Below are 13,525 nucleotides of genomic sequence, written 5' to 3' on the forward strand. Positions count from 1 at the left end.
AGATGGGGGGATGGTGATGAATAAGCCATGGGTTGGTAAGGAAATATGGAACAAAGTTTACAAATGGAAAATGCTGAATGTTCAAGATGATTCGCGCGAAATAAGAGAAAAAAAGGAAAGTAAAGAAACAGAGTCAAAAAAAGAAGATAAAGCAATGGGAATAGAGAAAGAAAGTAAAGAAACAGAGTCAAAAAAAGAAGATAAAGCAATGGGGATAGAGAAAAAAAGTAAAGAAACAGAGTCAAAAAAAGAAGATAAAGCAATGGGAATAGAGAAAGAAAGTAAAGAAACAGAGTCAAAAAAAGAAGATAAAGCAATGGGGATAGAGAAAGAAAGTAAAGAAACAGAGTCAAAAAAAGAAGATAAAGTAATTGGAATAGAGAAAGAGAGTGAAAAAACTGGATTAACAAAAGAAAATAAAGCGATTGGATTAGAGGAAGAAGAGGTGAAAATTGAATCAGTAAAAGAATATGAAGAAAGAGAATTAGAGAAAGAAGAAATAGCAATTGAATCAAACAAAGAAAGTGAAGAGACTGAACCAGCAAAAGAAAATAAAGTGATTGGATTAGAGAAAGTAGAAGTAGCAAATGAATCAGAGAAAAAAAGTGAAGAAACTGAATCAAAGAGAGAAAGTATAGGTTTAGGATCAAAAATAGAGACTTCAGTGCATTCAATGGTAGTGAAAACGCCATTTTCTATTATTTCAGAAGTGTCTAGCTTTAAAGTATTTCCAAAAATAAATGTGAAAAATCAAGATGCATTTGTATTTCGAAATGAAAAAGATGCGGAGGGGCGTGAATTAGATTCTAAGTTATTAACTACAGTGCAACAGTATCATTCGGAGGCTTATTGTAAATTAGTTTCTTTAAATCTTCATGAAAAGAGAGTGCTTGTTGAATTATATAATCAAAAAGTTAAAGGGAATAATGAAGAGAATAAGGTAGAGACATCTTCATGGATTCCTATTCACAGCATAATATTAGAGAGTGAAAATGGGGGAGAAGTAAGTAATTATATAACAGCCAGACTACCAATAGAAATAGGAAGATATAAAGGTGAAATTAGTTTACGAGAAAAAGTGGTATTTACAGAAAAAGTCATAGGAATAAAAGAGGTGGAACAGGAGATTGTTTTGACAAAAACCGAATTTTTAGTACCAAAAGTAAAAAAGAATGGACAAAATAAATTTACAGTTGAAAAAGGGAGCTTATTGGTAGAAGGATATATATATCAATGTATTGAATACATATCAGAACAAAGTACATTTCATGACAATGTGTATCAGTTAGTACAAAATATTGTATTGGAATTAATCATTCAAGTGATACAAGAACAGGAAGTACAAGTGCGAATTACATAAAAATGATTATATTCCCTTGATTAGCTCATTATTTTTATTCGTAGCGTATTAATGCGTAATCTTTTGTAAATCATTCAGTGCTATAGAATATCCTCCAAACGGTTTATCCTCAATGAATTCATTTTAATATTTATGAAGGATGATATTATTGCTAGCTAGGATAGTTACTTAATTGTATGAATTTCTTCAGGTTTAAGTTTTAAAAAGGTGCTAACAAGTTTGTCAACGAACTTGCTAACACTTATTAAAAACGGGTATAAAATGTGGCGTAAATGTTGTTTGAATAAAGAAGCTAATTCACAGATAATTGCTTGTATAATCTGATGTGTAATACAAAGTGCATTGACTCCTTTTTTACAAAACTCACAATTTAAATAGTAAAACATGTTTATCGTAATTTTCCAAACACCAATTATATTTTTTTAGAATAATTGGGTGGACAACTTCTTTCGTAGTATCGACTTCAGTATAGCCATATTTTTTATAAAAGTTTTCTAGTTCCTCGAAAGGAAGACAATACACATTTTGTATTTGTAATTTTTTCGCAGTTTGTACTAAAAATGATACGAGTTCCCCAGCTAATTGTAGACCCCTGAATTTAGGGAGAATAAAAATCCCACCCATTTCAATAGTATTTTCATCTATTTGGACTAAACGTCCAACACCTGCATACTCGTTGTTGTATGTAATGATCGCAACTGTGTCTTGTGTTAAATCACTTGGTACAAATCCTATCGATTCATAATGATTATTAACCCATTCTAAATCATTAGATGTAGCTAGTTGAATACTCATATGTATCCTCCCTCAGAAAAAATGTAATATTCTCATTATACACAGTGTAATAACTTGTAAAAAGAGGTTAAAATGAAATCATTTTTATTTGCAGTTCAAGTTTTGAATAATAGTGCATACAATATAAAGTCTTTTCCTTTCTTCATTTTAGTTTTACGTATATAATTTAAAAGTAATATTTTTTATTTTATTTATTATATATTTATAACAGAATAGAGGTTTAAAAATGGGTGTTAAAATCATTACGGATAGTGCGGCGGATTTACCGTTAGAATTGCTGCAAGCATATGATATTGATTTAATTCCACTCCGTGTATATGATGAAGCAGAAACAGAGTATTTAGATGGGGTTACATTAAAATCGGTTACATTACTGCAAAAAATGAGAGAAGGCGCAGTTTATAAAACGTCATTGCCTTCACTTGAAACATTCCAAGAAAAATTTGTTTCCTATGCAAAAGAAGGTAACCCTTGTATATATTTAGCTTTTTCATCTGAATTGTCTGGTACATATCAATCGTCAGTTCTCATTAAAAAAGAAGTGAAAGAAACATACACTGATTTAGATTTAGAAATTATCGATACAAAATGTGCCTCACTCGGTCAGGGTATTGTCGTATTAGAGGCTGCAAAAATGGCAAAAGAGGGCGCATCAAAAGAAGAAATATTAAACCGTGTCGCTTTTCTAATGGAGCATATGGAGCATATATTCACTGTAGCTGACTTACAGTACCTTGTTAGAGGTGGACGTTTAAGTAAAGTAGCCGGTTTCATCGGTGGTTTGCTAAACATTAAGCCAATCTTAAATGTGGATGAAGGAAAACTTGTACCACTTGAAAAGGTACGAGGGAAAAAGAAAGTATTAAGCCGAATTGTTGATATTATGGAAGAGCGTGGGAAAGACCTTAAAGGTCAAACAATCGGTATGACTCACGGTGATGATTTAGAAACTGCCGAAGCATTAAAAGCATTAATTACTGAAAGATTCGGTTGTGAAGTATTTATCGTAAATACAATTGGAGCTGCAATCGGAGCGCATACAGGACCAGGTGCGTTAACGTTGTTCTTCTTAAATGAAGTAGAGTAAAGGATTGATCTTTTGATCAATCCTTTTTTAATTCTAATATAATTGTTTTATGCGAATGAAAAATATGTAATGTTTTATTAGTTAGTAGCTTTCTTTTTAGTAGGTAAGAAGGTAGTTAGGAAACCGGTGAAGGCTAGCATGAAACCAAATGTTTCAGTATCATCAACTACTAAACCATTGTTCCACTGATAAAGGAAGGATGCTAGCAATAAAAGAGTAGCAGTGCCTCCAACATATCTTGCTATTTTGCGTGTTGAATCATTTTTAAATTTTACAATCATATTTATCATCCTTTCATATTTAATAAATAATTCGATAAACTAACTTATTGGATTGATATTTATAATTCATCTATTAAGCCTATTTAATTTATTTTTGCTTTACAATAGATGCCCTATATGTAATCGGCAAGTTTAATCAATCATATTATTTAAATTAAGAATGATAGTTAACTTTTGATTCAATCCTTTTTAAATTCTAAAATAATTGTTTTATGCGAATGAAAAATATTTAATTACTTCTTAACTTTCTCTTTAAAAGGTAAGAAGGTAGATAGGAAAGTAGTGATAGCTAGTGCAAAGCTGACTCTTTCAGTATGATCAATTACTAAGTCATTTTTCCACTGATAAAGGAAAGAAGCGATTATTAAAAGTAAAACAGCGCCTCCAACATATCTTACTATTTTTCGTGCGGATTCATCTTTAAGTCTTACAATCATGTTTATCTTCCTTTCGAGTTTACTAAATAATTCGACAAACTAATTTCTAGGATGTGATATTGATAATTCATCTATTGAGCTCATTTAATTTATTTTCATTTCATTTACAATAGATGTCTTACATGTAGTTAAATCCTTTTCATTAAGTTTATCGTAATTCAAGTATATGGCGCCGTCTTTGTTAATAACAAGAAGTAAAATTGTATGAAAAAAGTGGGCAAAAACCTTAAATTTAAACCATTAAATTTAACAAGCTATCTAGAAATAATCATAATATGAATGTAATATTAAAATGAATGATACATTTTTTTTCATTTGTGAAATTGTATATTTTATTTAGTATGAAAAATATGTAGATACATAATGACTTAATTAGTAAAAAGCATGAAATGATTAAACAGGGAGAGTAGAGAGATGGAAATAGGGGAGCGTATTCGCCAAGTTCGAATGCATAAAGGATTAACACAGGGAGAGCTCGTATCAGGAGTATGTTCAATAACATATTTAAGTAGAATAGAGAGTGGGAAAATTAAACCATCATCATCTTTTTTAATAAAAGTTTCAAAGAAGCTGGGTGTTAATTGTGATTTTCTTATAGATGATAATCATGAGGAGATAAAGTTTACTATTCTTGAAATATGTGATAAATATAAAAAAGATAAAAGTATAACTGAAGCTGAATTATCTTTGTTAGAATTATACGTTCGTGAAGTGGACGCAATTCCTTTATTATTAAAGACGTATGGCGTCATCATATACTATCATGTCCGAAATAAAAACTTATTATATGTGAAGTTATTTGTAGATCAAGCTTCGCAAATGATTCCAAGTCAAGTGGAAATGAAAAACACTGAAGATTATATATATTATTTAAGAGCTCGAGGTCTTTATTTTTCTAATAAAGGGGAGTATTTTACAGCATATGAAGTTTACAAAAAGATAGAAAATATGCTGGAACCAGAAGAGACAGAGTTGCACGCAGATACGTATTACAATCTAAGTATAGTAAGTCAGAATCTTAATAAAGATCAAAGTATTAGTCGCATATATGCAAAAAAAGCATATAAATTGTATAAAAAGTTTAATATAGAACAATATAAAATTTATGCGTTAATACTTCTTGCGATGCAATATAACAAAGATAAACAGTATGAACAAGCATATGAAACTTTAAAACAAGTAGAAAATGAATCAAAGGTGGAAAATGAGCCATTAAATTTATGTTTTTTGAAATATAATTACGGGAAAATTTATCAAGCATTAAAAGATTATAAAAATGCAATAAAGTGTTACGAGGAAAACTTGATCCTTTGTGAGTATTTACCAAACAAAGAAGGTAAGGTATATACAATTCGGAATTTAATAGAAATTTATATAGAATTAAAAGATTGGCAAACAGTAACTAAACTTATAGATGAGGCATTTGAAATTTTATCGATTTGTGATGTACCGTATGCCCATGTTCAACTATATGGATTTAAAGCGGAAAAATCTAGAATATGGGCAGATTATAATGGATATGAGAAGAATATGAAAACAGCAATTGAGATGGGTATAGAAAAACAGCAATATAGCTTAGTTGCCGCATTAGCTTATAAATTGGGGGATTATTATTATGAGAATCGCTCATATAAATTATCTGCTAAGTATTTTAAACTATCAGCTGAAAATAAAATGGATTAAAACAGGGTTTCAATAATATGTTTTCTTAGTTTATAAATTATTAGAGGTTATCCTAAAGAGTACGTGTTTTAACGCTCTTAGGGAGAAACTTTTTTTATCCCGCATTAGCGGTTCTGTATGGAAAGAAAAGCTAATGTGAATTGCATATGTGAAGCAAAATAAAAAAGAAAAAGCCAATGTCCTAATCGTATGGAAATTGGCTTCTGTTTATCTGTATTATAGAAACTGGCCAACTGGAAAATCAAGATTGATAGTGGTATGGCACAACATTGATTTATGGAATTTCGCTTTCTTTGAAAACAAACGCATTAAAACAACAACTTCTAAGGATTCACTAGATAAAGCATCTTCATCTTCTCTACCAATAAGCACTATATCCGGTAAAACAGGCCAGGAACCAGCGCGATTATAAAAGTGAGCTAAAGATGGTTTACACGTAAATATACCGAAATCTATATCGCTTTGTTTTTCAATCCATTCAGTAGCTGCAGCAACTGTTTGTAAACCTAAACTTTGCCCATGATAATCTGGATCAGTCGCTACACAACTAAGTCCAGCTATATTAAATATTTGCCCATTATGATGGATAGTTTTGCGCACTACACCTGCATAGCTGACTAACTTTCCATCTATGTAGGAATAAAATGAGCGTACATTAAATTCTTTAAGGTGAGTTTCTGAAATTGTTTCCTTAGGCGTGGAATCGAAATCTGGCCAAACCTGCTGTAGCATTACAGCAATTTCGCGTCGTAATGCATCAGATGCTTGATTGTAGTCGGTTGATTGTACAATATGAGTTGTCATAAGTTATTCTCTCACTTTCTACTATGTTTAAATTCTATATATACTCAGTAAAAGCCAGCATCTTTAGATATCGTTAGGGTGGGATTTTTTTCAATTTGTTTGAAATATATTTAAAAATCAGTTCCAGTCATTCGAGCTAGCATAAATTTTATTAAAAATATTGACTCGCAAGTAAAAGCTCTGATTTATTTGATGCTTAATAAGCTAAGAATAACATAAAGAGAATAGTCATTATTTTTTAGAGCATCCTAAAGTTTATCATCTAATAAGCCTGGAGTGAATCTCATGCTAAAGAGTAAACTATCCCTAATAATTTACGTGATTCAAATAATGGTCATATTTGCATCTCCGAAAGAAGGAAACGCAGCTAACATATCTGATAAAGATTTTTATGATTCCTATAACACTTTATTGGCTCCGTATGCAAGTCGAACGATTCAAAGCAAACTTGGACCTTCGCATCAGTATAGTTTAACTGATGCGAAGGTTATAAAAATTGACCGATCCCCCAAATACACTTTTAACTTCATTGTCGTTGCAAAGTATCGAACTTATACAAACGCCCATAACCCACCAAATCATGTTGTAACAATTACTTATAACATTAATCCAAGTGGAGTAAAAGTTATAAACTTCAAACAAAAGAAAGAGTAAATAAACAGTGTAGTCTATACGAACCTAGAAATTCCCTAGCAGAAGTAGTAATACTTACAACTTATATAAATAGGAAGAAATAGAAAATGAAATATCAAATTACATTCATATAAGTTTGAATATTCCGATACATTAAAATTTTAATAGTTCATATATAATAGTGAAAAGAGTGGATTTTTATAACTATTTGTAAAAAAAGGAGGGTGCAAAATGAATAAAATAATACAAGCCCAATCTCAATGGGATTTGGACAGGCTATATCCTCAAGAACAAAACTTCACGTTTTCTATAGAAACGATAGAAAGATTAAAAATTGAATATAAAGCAACAAAAGACTCAGTAATCCTTTCACAACTTATACAGGCTATAGAAAAAGCAGAATATTACTTATATTGCCGTGCTGCTGAAGATGAGAAGCATCCTGAAGATACTTTACTAAGTGTAAAAGTAAATCAATTAAAGAAAGAAGTTCAACTATTAATAGAATCTAGTAAGGGACAAAGTGTTAATACAAATCATTCAAGTATTAAACTAATAGAAAATGAATTAAAAGCTTGGGAAGATATGTATACACAATTAAGAAGTAAGATAGAAGTAATACACGATAAAGAGACTTTATCATTTGGACAAGCAAATTACGTTGCGATGAATAGTGATGATCATAATGAAAGATTAATAGTATTTGATTCTCTTACAAATACTTTGAATAAGGAAAAAGATATCTTTGCTACTGTATTGAATCAAATAGGAAGATTACGTCATGCTAAAAGTGATGAAATGGAAGGAGCAGAGATTTTAAAACAATCACTACAAGCAAATGGCATCTCTGAAACTGCATTATCCCAAATGTGGAATGCAACGGAACAAAATCTTACGAAGCTAGTAATTGCGTTAAACGGTTATAAAAAAGGAAAGAATTCAATTACATGGCACGAGCTAATGACATGGAAGGAAAGTAATAAGGCTGTTATTCCTTTTTCAGTAGCAGTAAAAAACATATATGATGCACTAAAAAATATAGATGAAGAATTGGCACAGTTCGCACAGAATGCAATAGCGAATGGCTGGATCGATGCTGAACCGAGAGATAATAAACCGCCGGGTGGATTTTGTGCTCCTTTTTTCAGTGAAAAAGAATCTCGCATTTCACTTCGTTATGATGGAACAATTGATAGTGTAAGAGTACTTGCTCATGAACTGGGACACGCTTGGCATTTTTATGTTATGAGTCTTGAACAATCTACAACATTTTTAGATGATTATCTGCCAATGAGTACAGCTGAATCAGCGTCTATTTTCTTTGAAACGGTAACCATGAATTATTTAATTCAAACAACAGATTGTGTAGAGATGAAAAAGTCATTGCTTAGCTGGAAAATAAGAAATAGTTTTAATTATGTTATGGCAATTCGTGCATCGTTTCAGTTTGAGAAGAAGTTTTATGAAGAATGCAAGGAAGGTCCTTTAAGTGCTGATGAAATTGAGAAATTATCTATATTGGTACAAAAAGAAGCATACGGAAATGCATTAAGCGAATATCAGCCATTTGTTTGGATGAAATACGTTCAGTTTTATATAGCAGATGTTCCTTTTTACAATTATCCATACACATTTGGGTATTTAGCGAGTTTTAGTTTAATTGAAATAGCAAATAAAAATAAAAATGCATTTCATTTGAGGTATAAAGAGTTTTTACGAGAAACAGGAAAGGCTCCAGTTGAAGAATTGATGAAAAAACATTTTGATATTGATCTAACAGAGTATGAATTTTGGAATAAAGCTTTTATGCAAATTCATAAAGATATTGATGAATATTTGCAAATTAATTAAGGGGACTACATACATGAACAGAATTGGCATTATCGGAGCAATGCAAATAGAAGTAGACTTACTATTAGAAAAACTACTTGTTAAAGAGGAACATACTATTGCGGGAATACCTTTTTATAAAGGAAACTACATGGATACAGAAATTATTATTACGCGATGTGGTGTAGGAAAAGTAAATGCCGCTGCATGTACACAAATTTTAATTAATAAATTTGATGTGAATTCTATCATTAATACAGGTGTTGCGGGTGGATTACATCCGGATGTGAAAATTGGCGATCTAGTTATTTCTACAAATGTTACGCATCATGATGTTAATAAAAATCAAATGAAGAATCTATTTCCGTTTCAAGAAGCGTTTCATGCAAGCGAGGGATTAAGAGATTTAGCCCGAAAAGCTGTTAATAGTAGTAGTTTAAATATTACTGTTCATGAAGGAAGAATCGTCAGCGGAGAATGCTTCGTCGAGGATTCAAAATTAAAGGAGCAATTAGTCACTGAATATGCACCTCATTGTACAGAAATGGAAGGAGCAGCAATTGGACATGTTGCTTATATAAATGACATACCGTTTCTAGTTTTGAGATGCATTTCTGATAGTGCAGATGATTCAGCGCAAGTTTCATATGATGATTTCGCGAAAAACGCAGCGAAATATTGTTCAGAAATTATTGTTGAGATGCTTAAAAATATTTCGAGTAAAGCTGTATTGTAGTTCATAAGTAAAGAATGGGAGAGAATATCATGTTACAAGCACTAATTTTCGATATGGATGGAACTTTATTTCAAACAGATAAAATTTTAGAGTTATCACTAGATGATACATTTGATCATTTACGGTCACTACAATTATGGGATACGATAACACCAATTGATAAATATCGTGAAATTATGGGTGTACCTTTACCTAAAGTTTGGGAAGCTTTATTACCTAATCACTCTAATGAAGTAAGGGAACAAACAGATGCATATTTTTTAGAAAGACTAATTGAAAATATAAAGAGCGGAAATGGTGCTTTATATCCGAATGTAAAGGAAGTTTTTAGTTTTATAAAAGAAAATAACTGTTCCATTTACATTGCTAGTAATGGTTTAACGGAATATTTACAGGCAATCGTATCTTATTATGATTTAGACCAATGGATTACGGAAACATTCAGTATTGAACAAATACACTCGCTAAATAAAGGTGATTTAGTTAAAGGCATTTTGAAGAAGTATGATATACAAGAGGCAGCGGTAGTTGGGGATCGTTTATCGGATATTAATGCGGCAAAAGATAATGGTTTAATTGCGATTGGATGTAATTTTGATTTTGCACAAGAAGATGAGCTTGCTCATGCTGATTTAGTAATTGATGATTTAATGGAACTGAAGGGGATATTACCAGAATTGAAGAATACGTACATAACAAAATGAATAAGTTCACATTCAAATGAATGCTCAGGATAATATATTCTTGGGCATTTTTATTTTTCAAAAAGATACATTTGGATAGAGAAAGTGGGAGATTAAGCTGGAAGATATACAAATAAAACGAATTGGAGATTTGCTAAAATATGAGGTCAATCACCTTGTCCAGGAAAGTAAAGAAGAAGGTTTTAACTTCTTATTAAAATTAAAAAATGAATATGAAAGTAAAAGAAATACGTTTAGTAAAACAGGTGAATGTTTATATGGAATCTTTCGAGAGGATACGTTAATTGGAATTGGAGGATTAAATCAAGATCCGTATACGAAAGATAATAAGATTGGCCGATTGAGGAGATTTTATATTTCAAAGGATTATCGGCGCATCGGATTAGGGAAGTTGTTATTAAAGAAACTATTAAGACATGCGGAAAAGTATTTTCACGTTGTTGTTCTATATACGGATACAAAGCGAGGTGATGAGTTTTATAGCGCGAATGGATTTGTAAAAATCGGAAATTATAAAGGTTCAAGTCACCTGATAAGATTGTAGAAAGGTTCTATACTCAAGTATGGAACCTTTCTTATGCAATTACATCTTAACATTCATTTGTTTCAATAAAACCTTCGGATCACCTTTTACATAATAAAAATGCGGATTATTTTCATCATCGTAAAGCATAATGTAAGGTTTTTCATTAAGTGGGAGAAGGATGAGTACTTCATCGATTGTTGTATGTAACCATTGATTTGTAATAGGAACAGGTTTTGATAACGGGATTTTTATCATATGACCATCTTTCGGAACGACATTTAAGTTTTTAAATGGACCAGTAATTGATTTTGCGTATTGAACTGCTTCTTTTTGAATGGCTGAATCTAAAGATTGTTTTTGAACGACCATTTCTTTTTTACAATCAAATACTTCAATTTGTTTATTTGTATTTGCGAACGCATTTGTTGATAATAAAAAGAAGAGAAGAATAATGACTCCTATTTTTTTGAACATGAAACAACACCTCACACTTACTATACCCTCAAACGTTGTAAATATTTTTATGTCACATTGATGTAACAAAGAAGTTGTATGATAAAATTGATATTTGTTTATAAGTAACGGAGGAATTGTAATGAAAGTATTAATCGCGGATGATGAACAAGATATGCTAAAAATTTTAAAAGCGTATTTTGAAAAAGAAGGCTTCGAAGTTTTATTAGCAAAAGATGGAGAGGAAGCACTTCAAATATTTTATGATGAGAAAATTGACTTAGCTATTTTAGACTGGATGATGCCGAAAAGTAGTGGTATTACTGTTTGTCAGGAAATAAAAAAGAATTCGAGTGTAAAAGTATTAATGCTTACTGCGAAAAGTGAAAGTGAAGATGAATTAGCAGCTCTTCAAAGCGGGGCAGATGAGTATGTGAAAAAACCATTTCATCCAGGAGTGCTAATTACGCGAGCGAAAAAGCTTGTACAGCATGAAGATGTTATTCAAGTTCAAGATTTAAAAATAGATTTCACCAAAAATAAAGTATATAAAAATGAGAAAGAATTAGACATTACAAAGACAGAATTACAATTAATAAAGTGCTTTTTAAATCACAAAGGCACGATTTTAACGAGGAAAAAGTTGTTAGATATCGTCTGGGGATTTGATTATTTTGGGGAAGAGCGAACGGTTGATACGCATGTAAGAAGATTACGTAAAAAAATAGGAGGAAATATTATAAAGACACATCGCGGTTTAGGATACAGTTTGGAGGAAGAGTGTGAATAAACTCGGTAAAAAGTTATTTTTCAGCATCTCTTTAACAGTCATCCTTATTTTTGCCATCTCTTTATTATTAATTAACTATTTTTTACCAAAATATAATGTGCACAAAACACGCGAAAGCTTAGAAGGCATTACAGCGCAAATCCAGTCAATACCGCGTAAAGAACTGGATGATGCTATAAATCATATTGAAAATGAAGGTAATGTTACGATTGCGTATACATCAATAAATAGTTCAGAAGATGCTATTAATGAAGAATTACGCATGCAACTTACAAAAAAGAGAGTTGCATTGAATAAACTTTGGATTACAAAAGAAGAAATTACGAAAGTGAAGAACATCGGACAATCGAATAAAATATATGATCAAGAAAAGATAAAATCTAGTTTTTTTGCGAAATACATTGCGAAAGATGATATGTTGATTTTAGTAGGAGTTTCTATCGCACATTCCAATGAAGTAATTAAAACGCTTAACTCATTTTATATATACATTTTGGGATTCTCACTATTTCTTATTATCGTGCTCGTCTGGATTTTTTCAAAAACAATCACTACACCACTGAATGAATTGAGTGATGTCGCAGAAGATATTTCACGTCTGAAATTTAAACGGACGAAAGTTAAAACGAATGATGAAATAGGTGATTTAGCAAATAGTATAAACATTATGAGTGATAAATTACATGAAGCACATCAAGATTTAACAGATCGAAATGACCACTTAAAACGATTTATGGGCGATGTAACTCATGAATTAAAAACACCAATCGCATTAGTAAAAGCATATTCTATGGGAATAAAAGACGGTTTAGATGATGGCACATATGTTGATACAATCATTAAACAAACAGATCAAATTTCAAATTTAATTGAAGAGTTATTGCGATTTTCTAAACTAGAAAGAGATATTTTACAAAAAGAAGAATTCCCTATTGAACCACTAGTACAAAGTATAATAGATAAGCATAAGATTGAACTGGAGTCGAAAGAAATCAAGTTGCAAGTGGACTATAGTGTTGGTGACACGATTGTTTATGCTGATTTAAATAAAATGAGAATGGTCTTTCAAAATTTAATTTCTAATGCGATAAAATATACAACGAATCAAAATATAAAAATCATATTAGAAGAGAAAAATGGCATTGTGTATTTTCAAATTCAAAATGGTATTGCTGCTGAGGGAATTAAAGAGATAGATAAAATTTGGGAGCCTTTTTACGTATTAGAGTCTTCTCGCAGTAAAGAAAAATCAGGTACTGGATTAGGATTAGCGATTGTAAAAAGTATATTAGAAAGACATGGTTTTGAATACGGAGTTTCGGTAGAAGATGGAGAAATACAATTTTATATGTATATAGAAAGGAACTAATTGTTATTAGTTCCTTTTCTATTATCTTGAAAGATTC

At 31.0% G+C, this 13,525-nt stretch carries 15 protein-coding genes; 10 read left to right on the forward strand and 5 right to left on the reverse strand.

Features of this window, described 5'->3' with window-relative positions:
* Positions 1-16: 16 nt before the first annotated feature.
* On the forward strand, positions 17-1,360 hold the full coding sequence (locus B5P40_RS23720; protein ID WP_113710011.1) for a BC_2427 family protein: 1,344 nt from the start codon (positions 17-19) through the stop codon (positions 1,358-1,360).
* 363 nt (positions 1,361-1,723) lie between these two features.
* Here the strand turns inward: B5P40_RS23720 and B5P40_RS23725 are convergent, their stop codons facing one another.
* Positions 1,724-2,155, reverse strand: coding sequence for a GNAT family N-acetyltransferase (locus tag B5P40_RS23725; RefSeq protein ID WP_012261114.1), 432 nt, complete (start codon positions 2,153-2,155; stop codon positions 1,724-1,726).
* Positions 2,156-2,381: 226 nt separating this feature from the next.
* On the opposite strand from B5P40_RS23725, the gene B5P40_RS23730 reads away from it, so the two are divergent.
* A complete protein-coding gene (locus B5P40_RS23730) occupies positions 2,382-3,242 on the forward strand; it encodes a DegV family protein (protein WP_002136810.1) in 861 nt (286 codons plus the stop codon).
* A 77-nt stretch (positions 3,243-3,319) separates the two neighbouring features.
* Here the strand turns inward: B5P40_RS23730 and B5P40_RS23735 are convergent, their stop codons facing one another.
* Positions 3,320-3,523 carry a hypothetical protein gene (locus tag B5P40_RS23735; protein ID WP_113710012.1) on the reverse strand — a complete coding sequence of 68 codons (204 nt, stop codon included), beginning with the start codon at positions 3,521-3,523 and terminating at the stop codon, positions 3,320-3,322.
* A gap of 233 nt (positions 3,524-3,756) precedes the next feature.
* On the reverse strand, positions 3,757-3,960 hold the full coding sequence (locus tag B5P40_RS23740; protein WP_060749956.1) for a hypothetical protein: 204 nt from the start codon (positions 3,958-3,960) through the stop codon (positions 3,757-3,759).
* Between the two features lie 414 nt (positions 3,961-4,374).
* Between B5P40_RS23740 and B5P40_RS23745 the strand changes: the two genes are divergently transcribed.
* Positions 4,375-5,643 carry a helix-turn-helix domain-containing protein gene (locus B5P40_RS23745; RefSeq protein WP_113710013.1) on the forward strand — a complete coding sequence of 423 codons (1,269 nt, stop codon included), beginning with the start codon at positions 4,375-4,377 and terminating at the stop codon, positions 5,641-5,643.
* A gap of 216 nt (positions 5,644-5,859) precedes the next feature.
* Here the strand turns inward: B5P40_RS23745 and B5P40_RS23750 are convergent, their stop codons facing one another.
* Entirely contained in the window at positions 5,860-6,447 is a 588-nt protein-coding gene (locus B5P40_RS23750; protein ID WP_113710014.1) for a GNAT family N-acetyltransferase, read from the reverse strand.
* Between the two features lie 285 nt (positions 6,448-6,732).
* On the opposite strand from B5P40_RS23750, the gene B5P40_RS23755 reads away from it, so the two are divergent.
* The 5 genes from B5P40_RS23755 to B5P40_RS23775 all read left to right on the forward strand — a co-directional run bounded on the left by B5P40_RS23755 (position 6,733) and on the right by B5P40_RS23775 (position 10,894).
* Positions 6,733-7,101, forward strand: coding sequence for a DUF3888 domain-containing protein (locus tag B5P40_RS23755; RefSeq protein ID WP_113710015.1), 369 nt, complete (start codon positions 6,733-6,735; stop codon positions 7,099-7,101).
* Positions 7,102-7,311: 210 nt separating this feature from the next.
* The gene (locus tag B5P40_RS23760) at positions 7,312-8,931 is read left to right on the forward strand and encodes a M3 family metallopeptidase (protein WP_113710016.1); all 1,620 of its coding nucleotides are present in this window, start codon (positions 7,312-7,314) and stop codon (positions 8,929-8,931) included.
* Between the two features lie 13 nt (positions 8,932-8,944).
* Positions 8,945-9,646, forward strand: coding sequence for a 5'-methylthioadenosine/adenosylhomocysteine nucleosidase (locus B5P40_RS23765; RefSeq protein ID WP_113710017.1), 702 nt, complete (start codon positions 8,945-8,947; stop codon positions 9,644-9,646).
* A gap of 29 nt (positions 9,647-9,675) precedes the next feature.
* The gene (locus B5P40_RS23770; protein ID WP_016127133.1) at positions 9,676-10,350 is read left to right on the forward strand and encodes an HAD family hydrolase; all 675 of its coding nucleotides are present in this window, start codon (positions 9,676-9,678) and stop codon (positions 10,348-10,350) included.
* Between the two features lie 130 nt (positions 10,351-10,480).
* Positions 10,481-10,894 carry a GNAT family N-acetyltransferase gene (locus B5P40_RS23775; protein ID WP_113710018.1) on the forward strand — a complete coding sequence of 138 codons (414 nt, stop codon included), beginning with the start codon at positions 10,481-10,483 and terminating at the stop codon, positions 10,892-10,894.
* A gap of 39 nt (positions 10,895-10,933) precedes the next feature.
* On the opposite strand, the gene B5P40_RS23780 is transcribed toward B5P40_RS23775, so the two are convergent.
* Positions 10,934-11,350, reverse strand: a complete 417-nt coding sequence (locus tag B5P40_RS23780; RefSeq protein WP_113710019.1) for a hypothetical protein — start codon at positions 11,348-11,350, stop codon at positions 10,934-10,936.
* Positions 11,351-11,471: 121 nt separating this feature from the next.
* Between B5P40_RS23780 and B5P40_RS23785 the strand changes: the two genes are divergently transcribed.
* A complete protein-coding gene (locus B5P40_RS23785; protein WP_002168205.1) occupies positions 11,472-12,119 on the forward strand; it encodes a response regulator transcription factor in 648 nt (215 codons plus the stop codon).
* Positions 12,112-13,488 carry a sensor histidine kinase gene (locus tag B5P40_RS23790; protein ID WP_002168206.1) on the forward strand — a complete coding sequence of 459 codons (1,377 nt, stop codon included), beginning with the start codon at positions 12,112-12,114 and terminating at the stop codon, positions 13,486-13,488. Before B5P40_RS23785 ends, B5P40_RS23790 begins: the two co-directional genes overlap by 8 nt.
* Positions 13,489-13,525: the final 37 nt, after the last annotated feature.

The organism is Bacillus sp. SRB_8, from assembly GCF_003264205.1.
Classification (GTDB): domain Bacteria; phylum Bacillota; class Bacilli; order Bacillales; family Bacillaceae_G; genus Bacillus_A; species Bacillus_A mycoides.

Bases quoted from the DNA above. Each gene is read 5' to 3' on its own strand.
- B5P40_RS23720 (WP_113710011.1), top strand. From the start codon at position 17: ATGAATAAGCCATGGGTTGGTAAGGAAATATGGAACAAAGTTTACAAA.
- B5P40_RS23725 (WP_012261114.1), bottom strand. From the start codon at position 2,155: ATGAGTATTCAACTAGCTACATCTAATGATTTAGAATGGGTTAATAAT.
- B5P40_RS23730 (WP_002136810.1), top strand. From the start codon at position 2,382: ATGGGTGTTAAAATCATTACGGATAGTGCGGCGGATTTACCGTTAGAA.
- B5P40_RS23735 (WP_113710012.1), bottom strand. From the start codon at position 3,523: ATGATTGTAAAATTTAAAAATGATTCAACACGCAAAATAGCAAGATAT.
- B5P40_RS23740 (WP_060749956.1), bottom strand. From the start codon at position 3,960: ATGATTGTAAGACTTAAAGATGAATCCGCACGAAAAATAGTAAGATAT.
- B5P40_RS23745 (WP_113710013.1), top strand. From the start codon at position 4,375: ATGGAAATAGGGGAGCGTATTCGCCAAGTTCGAATGCATAAAGGATTA.
- B5P40_RS23750 (WP_113710014.1), bottom strand. From the start codon at position 6,447: ATGACAACTCATATTGTACAATCAACCGACTACAATCAAGCATCTGAT.
- B5P40_RS23755 (WP_113710015.1), top strand. From the start codon at position 6,733: ATGCTAAAGAGTAAACTATCCCTAATAATTTACGTGATTCAAATAATG.
- B5P40_RS23760 (WP_113710016.1), top strand. From the start codon at position 7,312: ATGAATAAAATAATACAAGCCCAATCTCAATGGGATTTGGACAGGCTA.
- B5P40_RS23765 (WP_113710017.1), top strand. From the start codon at position 8,945: ATGAACAGAATTGGCATTATCGGAGCAATGCAAATAGAAGTAGACTTA.
- B5P40_RS23770 (WP_016127133.1), top strand. From the start codon at position 9,676: ATGTTACAAGCACTAATTTTCGATATGGATGGAACTTTATTTCAAACA.
- B5P40_RS23780 (WP_113710019.1), bottom strand. From the start codon at position 11,350: ATGTTCAAAAAAATAGGAGTCATTATTCTTCTCTTCTTTTTATTATCA.
- B5P40_RS23785 (WP_002168205.1), top strand. From the start codon at position 11,472: ATGAAAGTATTAATCGCGGATGATGAACAAGATATGCTAAAAATTTTA.